Raw genomic sequence first — 15,040 nt, forward strand, 5'->3', positions numbered from 1 at the left:
CCTGCCCCCGGTATCCGCACGCCGCCTCAGCTCTCCGCGCCCTCGGCGCCCGCACCCTCGGCCTTCGGGGCGTCGGGCTCCGCGTTGTTCTTCGCGGCGGCGCCACGCGCGGCAGCGGTCTTGCGCGCGCGGGCCGGCGCCTTGGCGGTCGTCTTCGCCGGCGCCTTCGCGGGTGCCTTGGCCACCGCCTTGGTCGTGGCGTTGGCGGACGTCCCGGCCTGCGCGGGCAGGGCGACCTCGGCCGAAGCGGGGCCGGCACCCGAGGCGCGGCCCGAACCCGTCGACGTACCGCCGTCGAAAGCCGATCCGGAGCCCGACCCCACACCCGCACCCGCACCGGCACCGGCGTCCGCATCGGCCCCGACCACCGGCCGCTCGGGCGCCCCCGGCGCCCCGAACGGCAGCACCTTCACCGTGTGCCGTTCCACCGGCTTGGCCGGGACGGGCACCTCGCGGCCCTCGATGAAGACGAGCGCCGCCTGGTACACCACCGACAGCGAGTACGGCGTCTGGTGCAGCATCCCCCACAGCTTCGACGTCTCGTCGATGTCCATCACGGTCGGTGTGAATCGCACCTTCTGGACCGCATCGGCCAGGTCGCTGCCCGCCAAGTAGGGCTTCTCACCGGCCAGTTCGATCATGTCCTTGGGCAGGATGGGTATCTCGTGCAGCGTGCGCACCACGGAGCCGATGAGCCGCTGCCCCACCAGCGTCGTCTCGTCGCCGTACGCGCTGATCACGAAGTGCAGATCGAGCGCGGCGGCCGGGCGCTTGAGGAGCGTGCCGTCGGAGGCCCGGGTCGGCAGGTCGTTGTTGCGCTGCGAGGTGTTGGGCGTGACCTGGTAGAGGAACACGGTGATGGTGGGGTCGGTCGGCGGGTCGGCCGGCGGCTTGCGCGGCTCGACGTTGACCGCGATGTCGATCTCGGGCTGCAGGTTGTCCTCGATCAGCAGGGCGAGGGCCTGGGTGACGTGGGCGAGTGCGAGTGCGTTGCTCATGGCGTCAGTTCCTCAGTCCCTCGTTCAGTACGTCAGGTCGTACGTTCATGCGTCACGCCCCCGTGCCAGGTAGTCCTGCAGGCTCACCGTCGCGCCCTGCCTCCCCGGGGCCTGCCCCGGTCCCCGGCCGCCGGCTGCCGGCGCGGCGCCGGCCGCGGTGACCTCGAGCCGTCCGATCTGCACGTGCACCACCTGTTCGCCGCCGCGCGCGCCGCGCCGACCCGAGGACTGACGGGCCGCGTCCCGTGCCGCCGCCGTGTCCACGGCACTGGGCCGAAGGGGGGCGGGCACGGCGGCGGCTGCGGCGTCCGCACCCGGGGGGACGGGCGCGGAGGCCGCGCTCTGGGACGGCCGGACGGCGGTACGTTCCCGGGCCGCGGCGCGGCGCGAGGTGTCGGGCAGGGCGCGCGGCACCGGCGCGGCGGCGGGCCGCAGCAGGGGCACCGCGGGCGTCACGGCGGTCGACGGACGCGGGGTGAGCGGCGCGGGAGCGGGGGCCGGTTCGGCGCGTACGACGGTGCGCTCGCGCTCCGAGTGGAACCGGACCTCGCGTTCCATCCGGCCCAACTCGCCCTGCTGGACCGGTGATTGAGCGGTCGACGGCCACAGCGGCTCGGCCCCGTCCGCCTCCACGAGCCCCGCGCCGCGCACCGCCTCGACCCGCTCGAAGGGCCCGGCGAGGCGCGGTCGCACCCGGGCCACCCCGGCGCGCGGCGTGGCACCCCGGGTGTGCCGGGCGAGCAGCCGGTCGAAGTAGTCCGAAGGGGAGGCGGCGTCCGGGGACTCGCCCCCCGGTGCGCCCTCGGTCTCAGGCATCCGCACACAGCTCCAGGTAGTAGCGGCGCCGCAGCGGGCTGAGCGCCAGGATCTCCGGCTCGCTCCAGCCGTAGGCGGTGGCGAGCAGATGGACGTCGAGCAGGACGTCGCGCGCCCAGGCGTCCAGCTCCGTCCACAGGTAGGAGGCGATGTCGAGTTCGGCCCGGGTGGCGGCGTCGCACTCCGGGCAGTTGATGTTGAGCGTCACGTCGGCGGCCGGATCGACGGCCTCGGCTGCCTCTGAGATCTTGCGCTGTACGGATTCCGGCAGGACTTCCAGCACATCCGGTACGTCCACGGCGACGGCGACTCCGTCGCGCACGGCCGAGACGACACACCGGGCAAGCAGCGCCCGCCGCGCCCCGTCGGCGAAGAGTGCCGCGTCCGGGTGCCGGGCCGCCGCTGTCAGGTCGGCGACGGTCGGCACCCGGAACGCGACGTCCCAGCCACCCTCGGTGAGTTGCACCACCGGCTGGTCCGGCGGGCGCAGGGAACGGGCGAACTCCCCCGCGTCCAGGTCGAATTCCATGTCCGCGCCGCAGGCCGAGCAGTCGAGCCTGACCTGCATGCGCTCGCCGAACAGGGCCCGGCGCAGCGCGAACAGGTCGGCCTCGCGGGCGCCGACCGGCAGCGCGAGCAGGGCAGCGCCATCGGGGCCGGCGCCGTCGAGCTCGGGGCGGGCGGCGCGGTGCAGGAGCAGGGCGCGGCCGGGGCCGTCGTGCCCGAGCCCCGCCTCCCATGTCGCCAGGAGGTCGCCGGCCTGAGTGACCGTCATACCCGCCCCCGTTCCGTGCCCGTGCCGCCGCCCGTGCGGTGGAGTTCAACCGATGTGGTGCAGTCGCGGCGAGCGCCGCGACCGGTGGTGCAAGTCGCTCAACTCGACCTAGGTCAGGCCGGGTTGAGGAAGGAGGGCTCCTCGGGCTCGGGCACCTCGTAGTCGCGCTCCCAGCCCTCGCACTCGAGCTTCAGCGACTGGATGGCCACCGCGTTGGCGTTGGCGTCCAGCTCGCCGAGGACCTGGTACTCGCTGGGCCAGGTCCGGTAGAGCTTGTGCGAGACGGCGACCTGTCCGGCCTCGTTGAGGACCTGGATGACGATGTCCTTGCGGAAGTCGGCAAGGGACACCTCGGAGCCGAGACCGGCCCCGACCTGCCAGACCTTGTTGGCCCAGCGGTCGAACTCGGGGTCGTGGGTGACCCCGCGCTCCAGCGTGATGCCCTCGAACTCGGAGCGGCCCGGCGACTTGCGCGGGGAGCTCGGGTCGCCGCCGTGCCGGTGCTTGACGACCTCGGTGGTCCGCTTCAGCGGACTGATCTTGCTGATGCCCGCGACCGTACGACCGTCCCACAGGACCAGGAACTTGAAGTTCTTGTAGGGGTCGAAGCGATGGGCGTTGACGTTGAACTCAGCCATCGGATTCCTTCACGCTCTCCATGCTGTCGAGGTTCTGAGGCCTTCAGAGCTCGAGGCCCCTCAGAGCTCGAACTGCCCGGACGTCTGCTGGATCTTGACGATCACGAACTCGGCGGGCTTGACCGGCGCGATGCCGACCAGGACGTTCACCACGCCGTTCGCGATGTCCTCGTCCGTCGTGGTGTCGTGGTCGCACTTGACGAAGTACGCCTCGCGCGGAGTGCCGCCCTTGAAGGCGCCCTGGCGGAAGAGGTTGTGCAGGTACGAGGAGGCGCTGAGGCGGATCTGCTGCCACAGGTTCTCGTCGTTGGGCTCGAACACGACCCACTGCAGGCCGCGTTGGAGGCTCTCCTCGACATGCAGCGCGAGGCGCCGCACGGGTACGTACTTCCACTCGCTGTCTAGGGCGTCGGAGCCCTCAAGGGTGCGGGCGCCCCAGACGGTCGGGCCGACCATCGGGAAGGTCCGCAGGCAGTTCACGCCCAGCGGGTTGAGCAGGCCGCTCTCGCGGTCGGTGAGCTTGACCGCGAGGGAGTGCACCCCGGCGAGCCGTGCCTCGGTGCCGGCCGGCGCCTTCCACACGCCGCGCTCGGCGTCCGTACGGGCGAACACACCCGCGACGGCGCCCGACGGCGGGAAGGAGCGGAGCCGTCCGGTGAGCGGGTCGGTGAGCTGCAGCTGCGGGAAGTACAGGCCCGCGTGGTTGCCGCGCACCTGCTCGAAGGCCGCGAGGCCCGCGCGCGCCGCGTCGACGCTGCCCCAGGAGTTCGGGGCGTCGACGAGGAGGAAGATCCGCCGCTCCTGGCAGAGCCGCTGCGCCGCCGAGACGACTGTGATCGCGTCCTCGGTGTTCTCGTACGCCGCCAGCTCGGGCAGCACGAGGAGGTTGACGTCGTCCTCGCCGCGCAGCGCCTGGATGCCGGTCTTGCCGGCCTCGGAGCCGATGAGGTCGCGGGGACCCGGCGCCTCGCCGTCCTCGCCGCCCTCGAGCGGGAACACCGGCGGGTTGACCGAGCCTTCGAGGCCCAGGTCGTTGGCGCACTCGCCGAGGAACCGTACGACGTCCTCGGGGTCGGTGGAGCCCGCGACCACCTGGATGCGGCGGCCGAAGGCGGTGACCTCGGCGCCCGCGAAGGCGTGCTTGCCGGGGGCGTCGGGCAGGGCCCGCAGCTTGCGCTCCAGGAGCAGCGCGAGCTCGGCGACGTTGCACGGGGCCTCGCCGTCGCACTCGGGGTCGTACAGCGTGAACTCGCGCTCGACCTCGCCGATCTTGACCGTCAAGTCGACGGCCAGGTTGGGCAGTTCGTGCCCGAACGGCTTGGAGACGGTGCCCGAGGGGTCGGGCCGGCCCTCGCCGACGACGTCGACGCGGATCAGGCGGGAGCCCGCGTTGATGACGGTCGGGGCGTAACGGCCGTGCGAGGCGTCCATGGACAGGCCGGTGAAGGCCTCGCGGGCGCCGCCGCGGGCGTCGTAGACCCGCAGGTTGAACTCGTCGTCCGGGCACGGGGTGTCGTAGTCGACGGCGACGCGCAGCCCGTTGCCCCAGTGGCCGGGCTCCTTGGCGTGCACTTCGAGGACCGGGCACTCGCTGTGGCCCTCGGTGGACTCCAGGGTGACGCAGGCGGCCTTGCCGCTGCCCGCCTTGGTGACGCGGACGATCACGGCGACCGTGCCGCCGTTGCCGAAGAACTGGTGCACCGCGTAGCCGACGGCACTTTGCGAGCTCAGGCCGCCGAAGCGGCGCTCGAACTCGGTGAAGCTGGTGACCCGCACCGGTTCGTTCAGCGGGCCGCGCCGGGTGTGACCCACGAACGCGGTCACCGAGGTGGTGACGGTCGAGATGGTACGGACACTGCTGGGAAGCTCTTCGACGTATACGCCGGGATATGTCGGCTTGGCGGCGCTCACTGCATTCGTCGGCATTCCCCCTCCTATCCCTTCTCAGGCACCTGGTGAAGGCACCAAGAGACGGCAGAGGGAGGCGCTCAAGAAAGGCGCGCATGGCGGACCGCGCGCAGGGCGCGTCAGGTCATGCACGCCTCATCAGTTTCCCCCGTCAGTGCCCGGGCGGTTGGCCGCCCGGACCAAGCAATGCGCTTGTGACTCCTGATGCGTAAGTGCTCAACGAAGTATTAGTTGCGGGTGAGTTGAGGAACAAGGCATCTTCCGGTCACGTCAGGAGGAGGTCGTGTGAAGAGGAAAATCAGCATCTTCACCTGACCTGGAGCAACCCCCGCCGTCTCAAGGCGTGGACGCTTTTCGGCCACGCGTTCGGTCACCGGTCCGGCCACGATCAATTCGGGTGACCGGCCTGACGCGCCCTGTTACCGTGGAGGGCATGAAGGTCATCCATCGCAGCCACGCAGCAGCCGCACGAGCTACCAGCTCGCCGGCCGCCGCTGCCTGACCTTCTCCACTCCCCCGGCGACCGGAAACGGCCGCCGGTTCGTCGTTCGACGACTCTTCGCAGTTCAGCGCCCCTCCGCAGGGGCCTGTGCGCGGTGGCTCTTTCCGGTTCCCCCGAACCGAACCCGAAGGATCCCACCGCCATGAACCCCATGAGCACCCTGACCACCGAGCAGACCCTGAGCACGTTCCTCGACTTCTACCGCGACCAGGGGCACCACCGCATCACGGGCAGCTCCCTCATCCCGCCGCCCGGCGACCCGGTGCTCTTCACCACGGCGGGCATGCACCCGCTGACGCCGTACCTGGAGGGCCGCCCGCATCCGCTGGGCCGCCGGCTCGTCAACGTACAGCGCTGTCTGCGCACCAGCGATCTCGACGAGGTCGGCGACCCCACCCATCTGACCGTCTTCCAGATGCTCGGCTCCTGGTCGCTCGGCGACTACGACGGCCCGCAGAGCCTGCGCTGGGGCCACCGGCTGCTGCGCGAGGGCTTCGGGATCGAGCAGGACCGGCTGTACGTCACCGTCTTCGGCGGCGACGACCAGGTCGGCCCCGACGAACGGTCCCTGGAGACCTGGACCGACCTCGGCGTCCCGGTGGAGCTCACCCGGGAGGACAACTGGTGGTCCAACGGCCCCACCGGCCCCTGCGGACCCGACTCGGAGATCTTCCTGTGGACCGGCGAGGGCCCGCCGCAGTCCACGCCGACCACCGATCCGCGCTGGGTCGAGGTGTGGAACCACGTGATGATGCGCTACCGGCGCCACGAGGACGGCAGCCTCGAAACGCTGCGCCAGTCGGGCATCGACACGGGCATGGGCCTGGAACGCCTGGTCAGCGTCCTGCAGGGCAAGAGCTCGGTCTTCGAGAGCGATCTCTTCGAACCGTGGATGCGGACCCTGCCCGGGCTCTGGTCCCTGGACGAGACCTCGCTGCGCGTGGTCTGCGACCATCTGCGTTCCGGCATCACGGTCGTCGGCGACGGCGTCCGGCCGTCCAACACGGGACGCGGCTATGTGCTGCGCCGCCTGGTCCGGCGCCTGTTGACGCTGCTCTGGCGAGGCGATCCGTCGCGCACGCTGACCGACCTGCCCCGGGAGCTCGTCGAGCACACCCTGGACCACTTCCGTCAGTCGTGCGAGGTCGGTGACGTACGCGACGTACTGGACGTGCTCGGCGGCGAGGAGCAGCGCTTCCGGAAGCTCCTGGAGCGCGGCCGCCTCGTCCTGTCGCGGCACGGGTACGACGGCTCCCTGGGCCAGGACGACTACGACTATCTGCACCAGACGCACGGCCTGCCGCGCGAGCTCGTCGACGGGCTGCTCACCGAGACGGGGTGAGCGGCCCGCACGCGTCGGCCGTCCGTGGTCAGCCCTGCCAGCTGCACGGGGACCGGAACCCCGCGGTGCGCTCCAGGCGGCGCCAGCCGGCCTTGGCCCGCGCCCGGCGGCCCCGGGCAGGTGCGTGGTGCGCGGCAGCCCGGGCGAGGAGAGCCGCAGTGAGGGCGGCGACCTCCTCGGGCTCCGCGTGTCCCTTCTCCACACGTACGAAGGTCGGGCTCATCCCGGCCACCTCCTATTGGGGCGGGTTGCCGTGCTTGCGCACGGGCAGGTCAGCGTGTTTGTTGCGGAGCATGGCCAGGGACGAGATCAGCACGTCCCGGGTCTCGGCGGGGTCGATGACGTCGTCGACGAGGCCGCGTTCGGCCGCGTAGTACGGGTGCATCAGTTCGGCCTTGTACTCCTTGACCATGCGGGCCCGCATGGCGTCGGGGTCGGTGGCCTCGGCGATCTGGCGGCGGAAGATGACGTTGGCAGCGCCCTCGGCGCCCATGACGGCGATCTCGTTGGTGGGCCAGGCGTAGGTGAGGTCCGCGCCGATGGACTGGGAGTCCATGACGATGTACGCACCCCCATACGCCTTGCGGAGAATCAGGGAGATCCTCGGGACGGTGGCGTTGCAGTAGGCGTAGAGGAGCTTGGCGCCGTGGCGGATGATCCCGCCGTGTTCCTGGTCGACGCCGGGCAGGAAGCCGGGGACGTCCAGGAGAGTGACGAGGGGGATGTTGAACGCGTCGCACATCTGCACAAAGCGGGCCGCCTTCTCGGAGGCTTCGATGTCCAGCACGCCTGCCAGGGCCTGGGGTTGGTTGGCGACGATCCCGACGACCTCACCGTCGAGCCGGGCCAGGGCGCACACGATGTTGCGCGCCCAGCGCTCATGGATCTCCAAGTACTCGCCGTCATCGACGAGTTCGGCCATGACCTTGTGCATGTCGTACGCGGCGCTCGGGTCGGACGGGACCAGGTCGCGCAGCAAGGGGGTGGGGCGGTCCGGCCGGTCGTCGCCCGGGAAGCCAGGAGGCATCTCGCGACTGTTGGAGGGGAGCATCGTCAGGAGGTAGCGGACCTCGGCGATGCAGGTCTCTTCGTCGTCGTACGCGAAGTGCGCGACGCCCGAGGTCTCGGCGTGCACGTCCGCGCCACCGAGCCCGTTCTGCGTGATCTCCTCACCCGTCACGGCCTTCACCACATCGGGACCCGTGATGAACATCTGCGAGGTCTCACGCACCATGAACACGAAATCCGTCAAGGCGGGCGAGTACGCCGCGCCGCCCGCACACGGACCGAGCATGACGCTGATCTGCGGGATCACCCCGGACGCCCGGGTGTTGCGCTGGAAGATCCCGCCATAACCGGCCAGCGCGGAAACACCCTCCTGGATACGGGCGCCGGCACCGTCGTTCAGCGACACCAACGGCGCACCCGCCGCGATCGCCATGTCCATAATCTTGTGGATCTTCGTGGCATGGGCCTCGCCCAACGCACCACCAAAGATCCGGAAGTCATGCGCGTACACGAAGACCGTGTGGCCCTCGACCGTCCCCCAACCCGTGATCACACCATCGGTGTACGGCTTCTTGCTCTCCAGGCCAAAACCCGTCGCCCGATGCCGACGTAACTGCTCGACCTCCCTGAACGAGCCCTGATCCAGCAGCAGTTCAATCCGCTCACGCGCCGTCAGCTTGCCTTTGGCGTGCTGCGTCTCCGTCGCCTTCTCGCCGGGCCCGGCCAAGGCGAGCTCACGGATCTCGTGCAGTTCGGCGACCGGGCCGGGGCGGGTGCTTGGTTCAGTGCGGGTCATGGAGGTCCTTGAGTGCGGGGTAGCAGGCGGCCGCGGCGAGTTCGGGCCGGAGGCGGACGTGGCTGGCGCCCGTGCGGAGGTCGCGCCAGACCTGCTGCACGGGATGGCCGTCGGCGTAGGCGCGCGTGCCCATCGCCTCGATGAGGCGGTCGACGGCGGACTTGGCGAGTTCGGCGGCGCGGGCGCAGTCCCACAGGGACCAGGTCTGCCAGTCGGGCCGCTCGCCCGCGGGATGGGCGTCGGCGTTGGCCGCGACGCGGGTGAGCAGGCTCAGGGCGAGCCTGGTGTCGCCCGCCGCGCGGACCAGTTCGACGCTCGGCGGGAGTTCCTGGGCGGCGACCGCCAGCGCGGCCTGGGCCGCGCCGACGAGCGGGGGTGCGAAGGTCAGCCCCGCCACCGCGGGCAGCGGGACGGGGGGTCGTTCGAGGTCCTCGGCGCGGAAGGTGCGGTGCGCGGGGACGAAGACGTCGTCCACGGCCACGGTGTTGCTGCCGGTGCCGCGCATGCCGAGGGTGTGCCAGGTGTCCTCGACCGTGAACTGCGCGCGGGGCAGGGCGAAGAAGCGGCGGCCGGGATCGAGCGCGCCGTCCTCGTCCACCGGGGCCGAGACGAGCGCCCAGTCGCAGTGAGCCACCGCACTGACGTAGGACCAGCGGCCGCTGATCCGCCGGCCGCCCGGCGCGGGCTCGGTGCGGCCCGTCGGCTGCAGTCCGGCGACGACCACCGTGTCGGGGCCGGCCGACCAGAGGTCGCTTCGGCCTTGCTCGGGGAGGGCCAGGGCCATGCGGGAGCCGTACGCGATGACCGACGCGCACCAGGCCGCCGAGGCGCAGGAGCGGCCCACTGCCGCGGTGGCGAGCGTGGCTTCCAGGTGGCCGCCGGCGCTGCCGCCCCAGCGTGCGGGGACGAAGTGCCGGGCGAATCCGGCGGATACGAGGGCCTGGGCCACTTCGGGGTGCAGGACCCGCTCCGTCTCGGCGGACCGGGTGTGCGCGGCGGCCGTGCGGGCCGCCTCGCGGGCGCGGGCCGAGAGCGTCGCTGCGGTCACGGTGCCACCTCCAGGAGGTCGTCGGTCGTGGGCAGGCGCAGCCCCCGGTGGATGTCGAGGGCGGCACCGCAGTGGTTGAGGGTGATGTAGTGCAGGCCGGGTGCCTCGCCGTCCAGGAGGCGTTGGGCCAGGTCGGTGGCGTGGTCGACGCCGATGCGGTGGGCGAGGGCCGGGTCGTGGCGGGCCGCGTCGAGGCGGGATGCGAGGTCTTCGGGGAAGGTGGCGTCGCTGAGTTCGGCGAAGCGGCGGATCTGGCGTACGTCGGTGGCCGGCATGATCTCCGGGATGACCGGGGTGTCGCAGCCGGCGGCGGTGAGCCGGTCGCGCAGCCGGAAGTAGTCCTCGGCCCGGAAGAACATCTGGGTGATGGCGTAGTCCGCGCCCGCCCGGCACTTGGCCACGAAGTGGCGGATGTCCTCGTCCCAGGTGGCGGAGCGGGGATGGCGCTCGGGGAAGGCGGCGACGCCGACGGAGAAGTCGCCGCACGAGCGGACCAGGCGCACCAAGTCGGCGGCGTGGGCGAGGCCTTGGGGGTGGCGGGTCCACGCTGCCCGGGGATCGCCGGGCGGGTCGCCGCGTACGGCGAGGACGTCGCGGATGCCGGCGTCGGCGTACGCGCCGATGATCTGCCGGAGCTCGGCGACGGAGTGGCCGACGGCGGTGAGGTGGGCGACGGGGCGCAGCGTGGTTTCCAGGGCGATGCGCCGGGTGAGGTGCACGGTGCGTGCGCGTGAGGAGCCGCCGGCTCCGTAGGTGACCGAGACGAAGGTGGGGTGCACGGCTTCGACGCGGCGCACCGTGTCCCACAGGAGGCGTTCGCCCTTGGGTGTCTTGGGCGGGAAGAACTCGAAGGAGTACGAGCGCCGGCCGGCGCGCAACGCCGCGGTGAGGGTCGGCCGTTCGACCGTGGCGGTCGTCATCGTGGCGCCCGGGTCGTCGCGGACCGGGTCGCCGTGGTCTGAGCCGCTGTCGTCTGATCCGCCGCGGCGTGCGGCGCGGGAGGCCCGGCCGCCGCCTCCGGTCCGTAGGTCGCGGCGAGCGCCTCGTGCAGCTGGGTCTCGGTGGGGTCGTACGTCTGGGTGCCGAGGTGGCGCAGGGCGAACGAGGCGAGTGCGGAGCCCCGTTGGGCCGCGGTGACCGGGTCGTGTCCGTGTGCGGTCGCCGACAGGAATCCCGCCCGGTACGCGTCGCCGACGCCCGTCGGGTCCACGGCGTCCGCGACGGCCACGGCCGGGACTTCCACCGCGGGCTCCCCGCAGCGCTCGACGACGCTGCCCTTGGCGCCCCGGGTGGTGATCCACGTCCCGACCCGGGTCAGCACGTCCCGTTCGTGCCAGCCGGTCTTGTCGAGCAGCAGCGCCCGTTCGTACTCGTTGGTGAACAACAGCCGGGCCTCGTGGACGAGATGGCGGATCGCCGGGCCGTCGAGACGGGCCAGTTGCTGCGAGGGGTCGGCGGCGAACGGGATGCCGAGGGCCCGGCAGGCCCGGGTGTGCAGGGACATGGCGTCGGGGTCGTCCGCCCCGATGTGCACGAGGTCGACGCCGCCGTGACCGCCTACCGCCTCGGCCAGGTCGATCGACGAGGCTTCCGCCATGGCGCCGGTGTAGAACGAGGCGAGCTGGTTGCCCGCCTCGTCGGTGGTGCACATGAAGCGTGCGGTGTGCCGTGCGGAGGACACGTGGAGGGCCGTCATGTCAACGCCGAGGTGGGCCAGTTCGGCGCCGTGGGCCTCGAAGTCGGCGCCCACGGAACCGACGAGCAGCGGGCGATGGCCCAGCCGGGCGAGACCGTAGGCGATGTTGGCGGCGACACCGCCGGGACGGACGTCGAGGCTGTCGACGAGGAACGACAGTGAGACATGGGCGAGTTGATCGGGCAGGAGCTGGTCGCTGAAGTGGCCGGGGAAGCTCATCAGGTGGTCGGTGGCGACGGAGCCGGTGACGGCGATGCGCATCTCACACCCCCGCGGCCGTGCGCAGCGCGTCGACGCGGTCGGTCTTCTCCCAGGTGAACTCGGGGAGTTCGCGGCCGAAGTGGCCGTACGCGGCTGTCTGTGCGTAGATCGGGCGCAGTAGGTCGAGGTCGCGGATGATCGCGGCCGGGCGGAGGTCGAAGACCTCGTGGACGGCCTTCTCGATGACGTGCTGGGCGACGGCGGCGGTGCCGAAGGTCTCGATGAACAGGCCGACGGGCTCGGCCTTGCCGATCGCGTACGCGACCTGGACCTCGCAGCGCTCGGCCAGCCCGGCCGCGACGACGTTCTTGGCGACCCAGCGCATCGCGTAGGCCGCCGAGCGGTCGACCTTGGAGGGGTCCTTGCCGGAGAAGGCACCGCCGCCGTGCCGGGCCATGCCGCCGTAGGTATCGATGATGATCTTGCGGCCGGTCAGGCCCGCGTCGCCCATCGGGCCGCCGATCTCGAAGCGGCCGGTGGGGTTGACCAGCAGCCGGTACCCCTCGGTCTCCAACTTGAGGCCCTCGTCGGTGAGTTCGGCCAGGACGTGCTCGACGACGTGGTGTCGCACGTCGGGAGTCAGGAGCCCCGCCAGATCGATGCCGGCGGCGTGCTGCGAGGACACGACGACCGTGTCCAGGCGGACCGGGCGGCTGCCCAGGTACTCGATGGTGACCTGCGTCTTGCCGTCCGGGCGCAGGTAGGCGACGGTGCCGTCCTTGCGCACGGCGGTCAGCCGCCGGGAGAGCCGGTGGGCGAGGTGGATCGGCAACGGCATGAGGCCGGGGGTCTCGTCGCACGCGTACCCGAACATCAACCCCTGGTCGCCGGCGCCCTGTTCGTCGAGCAGGTCACTCGCGCCGGAGACACGCTGCTCGTACGCGGTGTCGACGCCCTGCGCGATGTCGGGCGACTGGGTGCCGATCGACACCGACACCCCGCAGGAGGCGCCGTCGAAGCCCTTGGCGGAGGAGTCGTAGCCGATGTCGAGGATCTTGTCCCGGACCAGCTGGGCGATCGGCGCGTAGGCCGTGGTGGTGACCTCGCCGGCCACATGGACCTGGCCGGTGGTGATCAGGGTCTCCACGGCGACGCGGGACGTCGGATCGTCCCGCAGCAGCGCGTCGAGAATCGTGTCGCTGATCTGGTCGGCGATCTTGTCGGGGTGGCCCTCGGTGACGGATTCGGAGGTGAACAGACGGCGGGACACGGCGCTCCTGGGGTTGCAGCGGCTGCTGGCTGGGGGGGGCTAGGGCCTGTCTTCAAACTCCCGTCGTCGCCCGAAGGGCGGCCCCGCGGCGTCCGGTGCGTGCTCTCGGCGTGCCGGGCGGAAGCCCTCGTACTGGACGTACTCGGGCTTTCGCCCGGTGCGGCGAGAGTGCGCCCGCTGCGGCAGCAGCTGATGTCACTGCGGCGTCGCGGGGCAGGCGGGAGTTTGAAGACAGGCCCTAGGGCGTGTCTTCAAACTCCCGTCGTCGCCCGAAGGGCGGCCTTGCGGCGTCTGGTGCGTGCTCTCGGCGTGCCGGGTGGAAGTCCTCGTACTGGACGTACTTGGGCTTTCGCCCGGTGCGGCGAGAGTGCGTGCCGGGCGTCGCGGGGCAGGCGGGAGTTTGAAGACAGGACCTAGGGGCGGAGGGCGCCGTTGAAGGGGAGTGACGACGCCCTCCGGTCCTGGGGGGCCTACGCGGTGCGGACCGAGAGTTCGAGTCCGTCGCCGAGGGGCAGCGGCGTAGAGGTGTAGCCGCTGTCGGCGCCGCGCACGTGGGCGAAGTAGTCGGTGAGCTTCTCGGGGAACAGGTTGGTGTCGTCGGCGACGACGACGGACCCGGTGGTCAGCTTGGGTTCGAGCAGCTTGAGGACGCCATGGAAGAGCGGGGTCCAGCCGTCCAGGAGCAACAGGCCGATGGGGCCCGGTACTTGGGGCAGGGTCTCGCGGGCGTCGCCGACGCGGACCTCGGCGTACGCGTCGAGACCTGCCTCGGCGATGTTGGCAGCGGCGATCTTCGCCTTGGTCTCGTTGAGTTCGGAGCCGATGACCAGGCCGCCGCCGTTGTCGCGGACCGCGGCCGCCAGGTGGATGGTCGAGATGCCGTACGACGTGCCGTACTCGACGACCGTGGTCGCGCCGGTGGCGCGTACCAGCTGGTAGAGGAGCGTGCCGACCTCGGGTGGGACGGGCAGCAGGGCGTCGTGCGCGACGTCCACGGAGATCCGGCGGAGCTCCTCCGCGCTGGGCTCGCCCTTCCAGGCGGTCAGGGTGCCGGCGACGCTCGGCGTCTTGGCCTCGTCCGCGACGGCCTCGGCGAAGAGCCGGTCGAGGACCTTGCGGACGGCGGGGTCGTGCAGACCGCGGGTGTGCACGGTGCTGGGCATGGGTGGTGTCCTTCGCTGTCGGTGGATCGGTCGGTGAACGGACGGGATCGTGCGGCGGCCGGGCCGTCAGGCCGAACGGCCGGCGCCGCGGGCCTCGGCGAGCCATTCCGTGACGGTGTGCGGCGCGAGTCCCGCCGCGGTGAGGCGTTCCATGACCGCCGGGTCGGTGGCGCCGTCGGCCAGGGCACGGACGACGTAGGGGTAGAACTGCAGCCGGTCCAGGAGGAGTTGGTTGCGGGCGACGGCCTCGCGGGCGCTGGTCGCGGCCTGGGTCTTGACGACGTCGGCGAGCGCTTCCAGCTGGATGGTGATGAGGGTGGCGGCGGTCTCGTCGGTGAGGCGTACGGCGCCGTCGGGGCCGGTGATCAGGGCGCTGGGCGCCGAGGAGACCACGACCTCAGGTTCGGCGATGACGAGGTTGCCGAGTTCCGCGAGGATCCTGCTGGTGTCGCTGAGGCCCCTGAAGCCCTTGAGGCGGCCGAGTGTGGCGACGAGGACGCAGATGCCCTTGCCGGTGAGGGTGCCACGGCCGTGCGGGCGTGAGGCCCAGTCGATGGCGTTCTTGAGGACGCCGGGCACCGAGTGGTTGTACTCGGGCGTGGCGATGACCAGGCCGTCCGCGCGACGGATCGCCTCGCGCCAGCGCGCCACCGCGGGCAGCGCCGGATCGGTGTCCAGGTCCTCGTTGAAGAGGGGGACTTCGGCGAGTCCGTCGTACGTCTCGAACTCCATCCCCTCCGGGGCGAGGGGCTCGATGGCCTGGAGCAGACGGGTGTTGAAGGAGTCCCTGCGCAGGGACCCGGAGATCGCGAGGATGCGGGACATGACATGGCCCTTCGGGATCAGCCGTCGGTCGGGGGCGGATGCGGCCGTCACTCG

Annotated in this window: 14 protein-coding genes; 1 reads left to right on the forward strand and 13 read right to left on the reverse strand. The window is 71.5% G+C overall.

Features of this window, described 5'->3' with window-relative positions; genetic code table 11:
• Positions 1-26: 26 nt before the first annotated feature.
• From OG430_RS08515 to OG430_RS08535, 5 genes are all read right to left on the reverse strand, one after another.
• On the reverse strand, positions 27-998 hold the full coding sequence (locus OG430_RS08515) for a DUF4255 domain-containing protein (RefSeq protein ID WP_327351823.1): 972 nt from the start codon (positions 996-998) through the stop codon (positions 27-29).
• A 45-nt stretch (positions 999-1,043) separates the two neighbouring features.
• Complete coding sequence (locus OG430_RS08520; RefSeq protein WP_327351824.1) at positions 1,044-1,814, reverse strand: hypothetical protein; 771 nt, start codon at positions 1,812-1,814, stop codon at positions 1,044-1,046.
• Positions 1,807-2,589 carry a T4 family baseplate hub assembly chaperone gene (locus OG430_RS08525; protein ID WP_327351825.1) on the reverse strand — a complete coding sequence of 261 codons (783 nt, stop codon included), beginning with the start codon at positions 2,587-2,589 and terminating at the stop codon, positions 1,807-1,809. The genes OG430_RS08520 and OG430_RS08525 overlap by 8 nt, the downstream gene beginning before the upstream one ends.
• A gap of 113 nt (positions 2,590-2,702) precedes the next feature.
• Positions 2,703-3,227, reverse strand: a complete 525-nt coding sequence (locus tag OG430_RS08530) for a phage tail protein (RefSeq protein WP_255979047.1) — start codon at positions 3,225-3,227, stop codon at positions 2,703-2,705.
• Positions 3,228-3,287: 60 nt separating this feature from the next.
• Positions 3,288-5,153 (reverse strand): phage tail sheath family protein, encoded by a 1,866-nt coding sequence (locus tag OG430_RS08535; protein WP_327351826.1) that lies wholly within the window; start codon positions 5,151-5,153, stop codon positions 3,288-3,290.
• 626 nt (positions 5,154-5,779) lie between these two features.
• Here OG430_RS08535 and OG430_RS08540 point away from each other — a divergent pair.
• On the forward strand, positions 5,780-6,979 hold the full coding sequence (locus OG430_RS08540; protein ID WP_442816450.1) for an alanine--tRNA ligase-related protein: 1,200 nt from the start codon (positions 5,780-5,782) through the stop codon (positions 6,977-6,979).
• Positions 6,980-7,007: 28 nt separating this feature from the next.
• On the opposite strand, the gene OG430_RS08545 is transcribed toward OG430_RS08540, so the two are convergent.
• From OG430_RS08545 to OG430_RS08580, 8 genes are all read right to left on the reverse strand, one after another.
• Entirely contained in the window at positions 7,008-7,202 is a 195-nt protein-coding gene (locus tag OG430_RS08545) for an acyl-CoA carboxylase epsilon subunit (RefSeq protein ID WP_327351827.1), read from the reverse strand.
• A gap of 12 nt (positions 7,203-7,214) precedes the next feature.
• Positions 7,215-8,783, reverse strand: a complete 1,569-nt coding sequence (locus OG430_RS08550) for an acyl-CoA carboxylase subunit beta (protein WP_327351828.1) — start codon at positions 8,781-8,783, stop codon at positions 7,215-7,217.
• The gene (locus OG430_RS08555; protein ID WP_327351829.1) at positions 8,770-9,831 is read right to left on the reverse strand and encodes an acyl-CoA dehydrogenase family protein; all 1,062 of its coding nucleotides are present in this window, start codon (positions 9,829-9,831) and stop codon (positions 8,770-8,772) included. Before OG430_RS08555 ends, OG430_RS08550 begins: the two co-directional genes overlap by 14 nt.
• Positions 9,828-10,751, reverse strand: coding sequence for a methylenetetrahydrofolate reductase [NAD(P)H] (gene metF / locus OG430_RS08560; protein ID WP_327351830.1), 924 nt, complete (start codon positions 10,749-10,751; stop codon positions 9,828-9,830). The genes OG430_RS08555 and metF overlap by 4 nt, the downstream gene beginning before the upstream one ends.
• Positions 10,748-11,788 carry a carbohydrate kinase family protein gene (locus OG430_RS08565; RefSeq protein ID WP_327351831.1) on the reverse strand — a complete coding sequence of 347 codons (1,041 nt, stop codon included), beginning with the start codon at positions 11,786-11,788 and terminating at the stop codon, positions 10,748-10,750. Before OG430_RS08565 ends, metF begins: the two co-directional genes overlap by 4 nt.
• Position 11,789: 1 nt before the next feature.
• Positions 11,790-12,998 (reverse strand): methionine adenosyltransferase, encoded by a 1,209-nt coding sequence (gene metK, locus OG430_RS08570; protein WP_327351832.1) that lies wholly within the window; start codon positions 12,996-12,998, stop codon positions 11,790-11,792.
• 470 nt (positions 12,999-13,468) lie between these two features.
• Complete coding sequence (locus OG430_RS08575; protein WP_327351833.1) at positions 13,469-14,161, reverse strand: O-methyltransferase; 693 nt, start codon at positions 14,159-14,161, stop codon at positions 13,469-13,471.
• A 66-nt stretch (positions 14,162-14,227) separates the two neighbouring features.
• On the reverse strand, positions 14,228-15,037 hold the full coding sequence (locus tag OG430_RS08580) for an NADPH-dependent FMN reductase (protein WP_327351834.1): 810 nt from the start codon (positions 15,035-15,037) through the stop codon (positions 14,228-14,230).
• Positions 15,038-15,040 lie beyond the last annotated feature (3 nt).

Origin of the sequence: Streptomyces sp. NBC_01304, assembly GCF_035975855.1 — a bacterium.
Classification (GTDB): domain Bacteria; phylum Actinomycetota; class Actinomycetes; order Streptomycetales; family Streptomycetaceae; genus Streptomyces.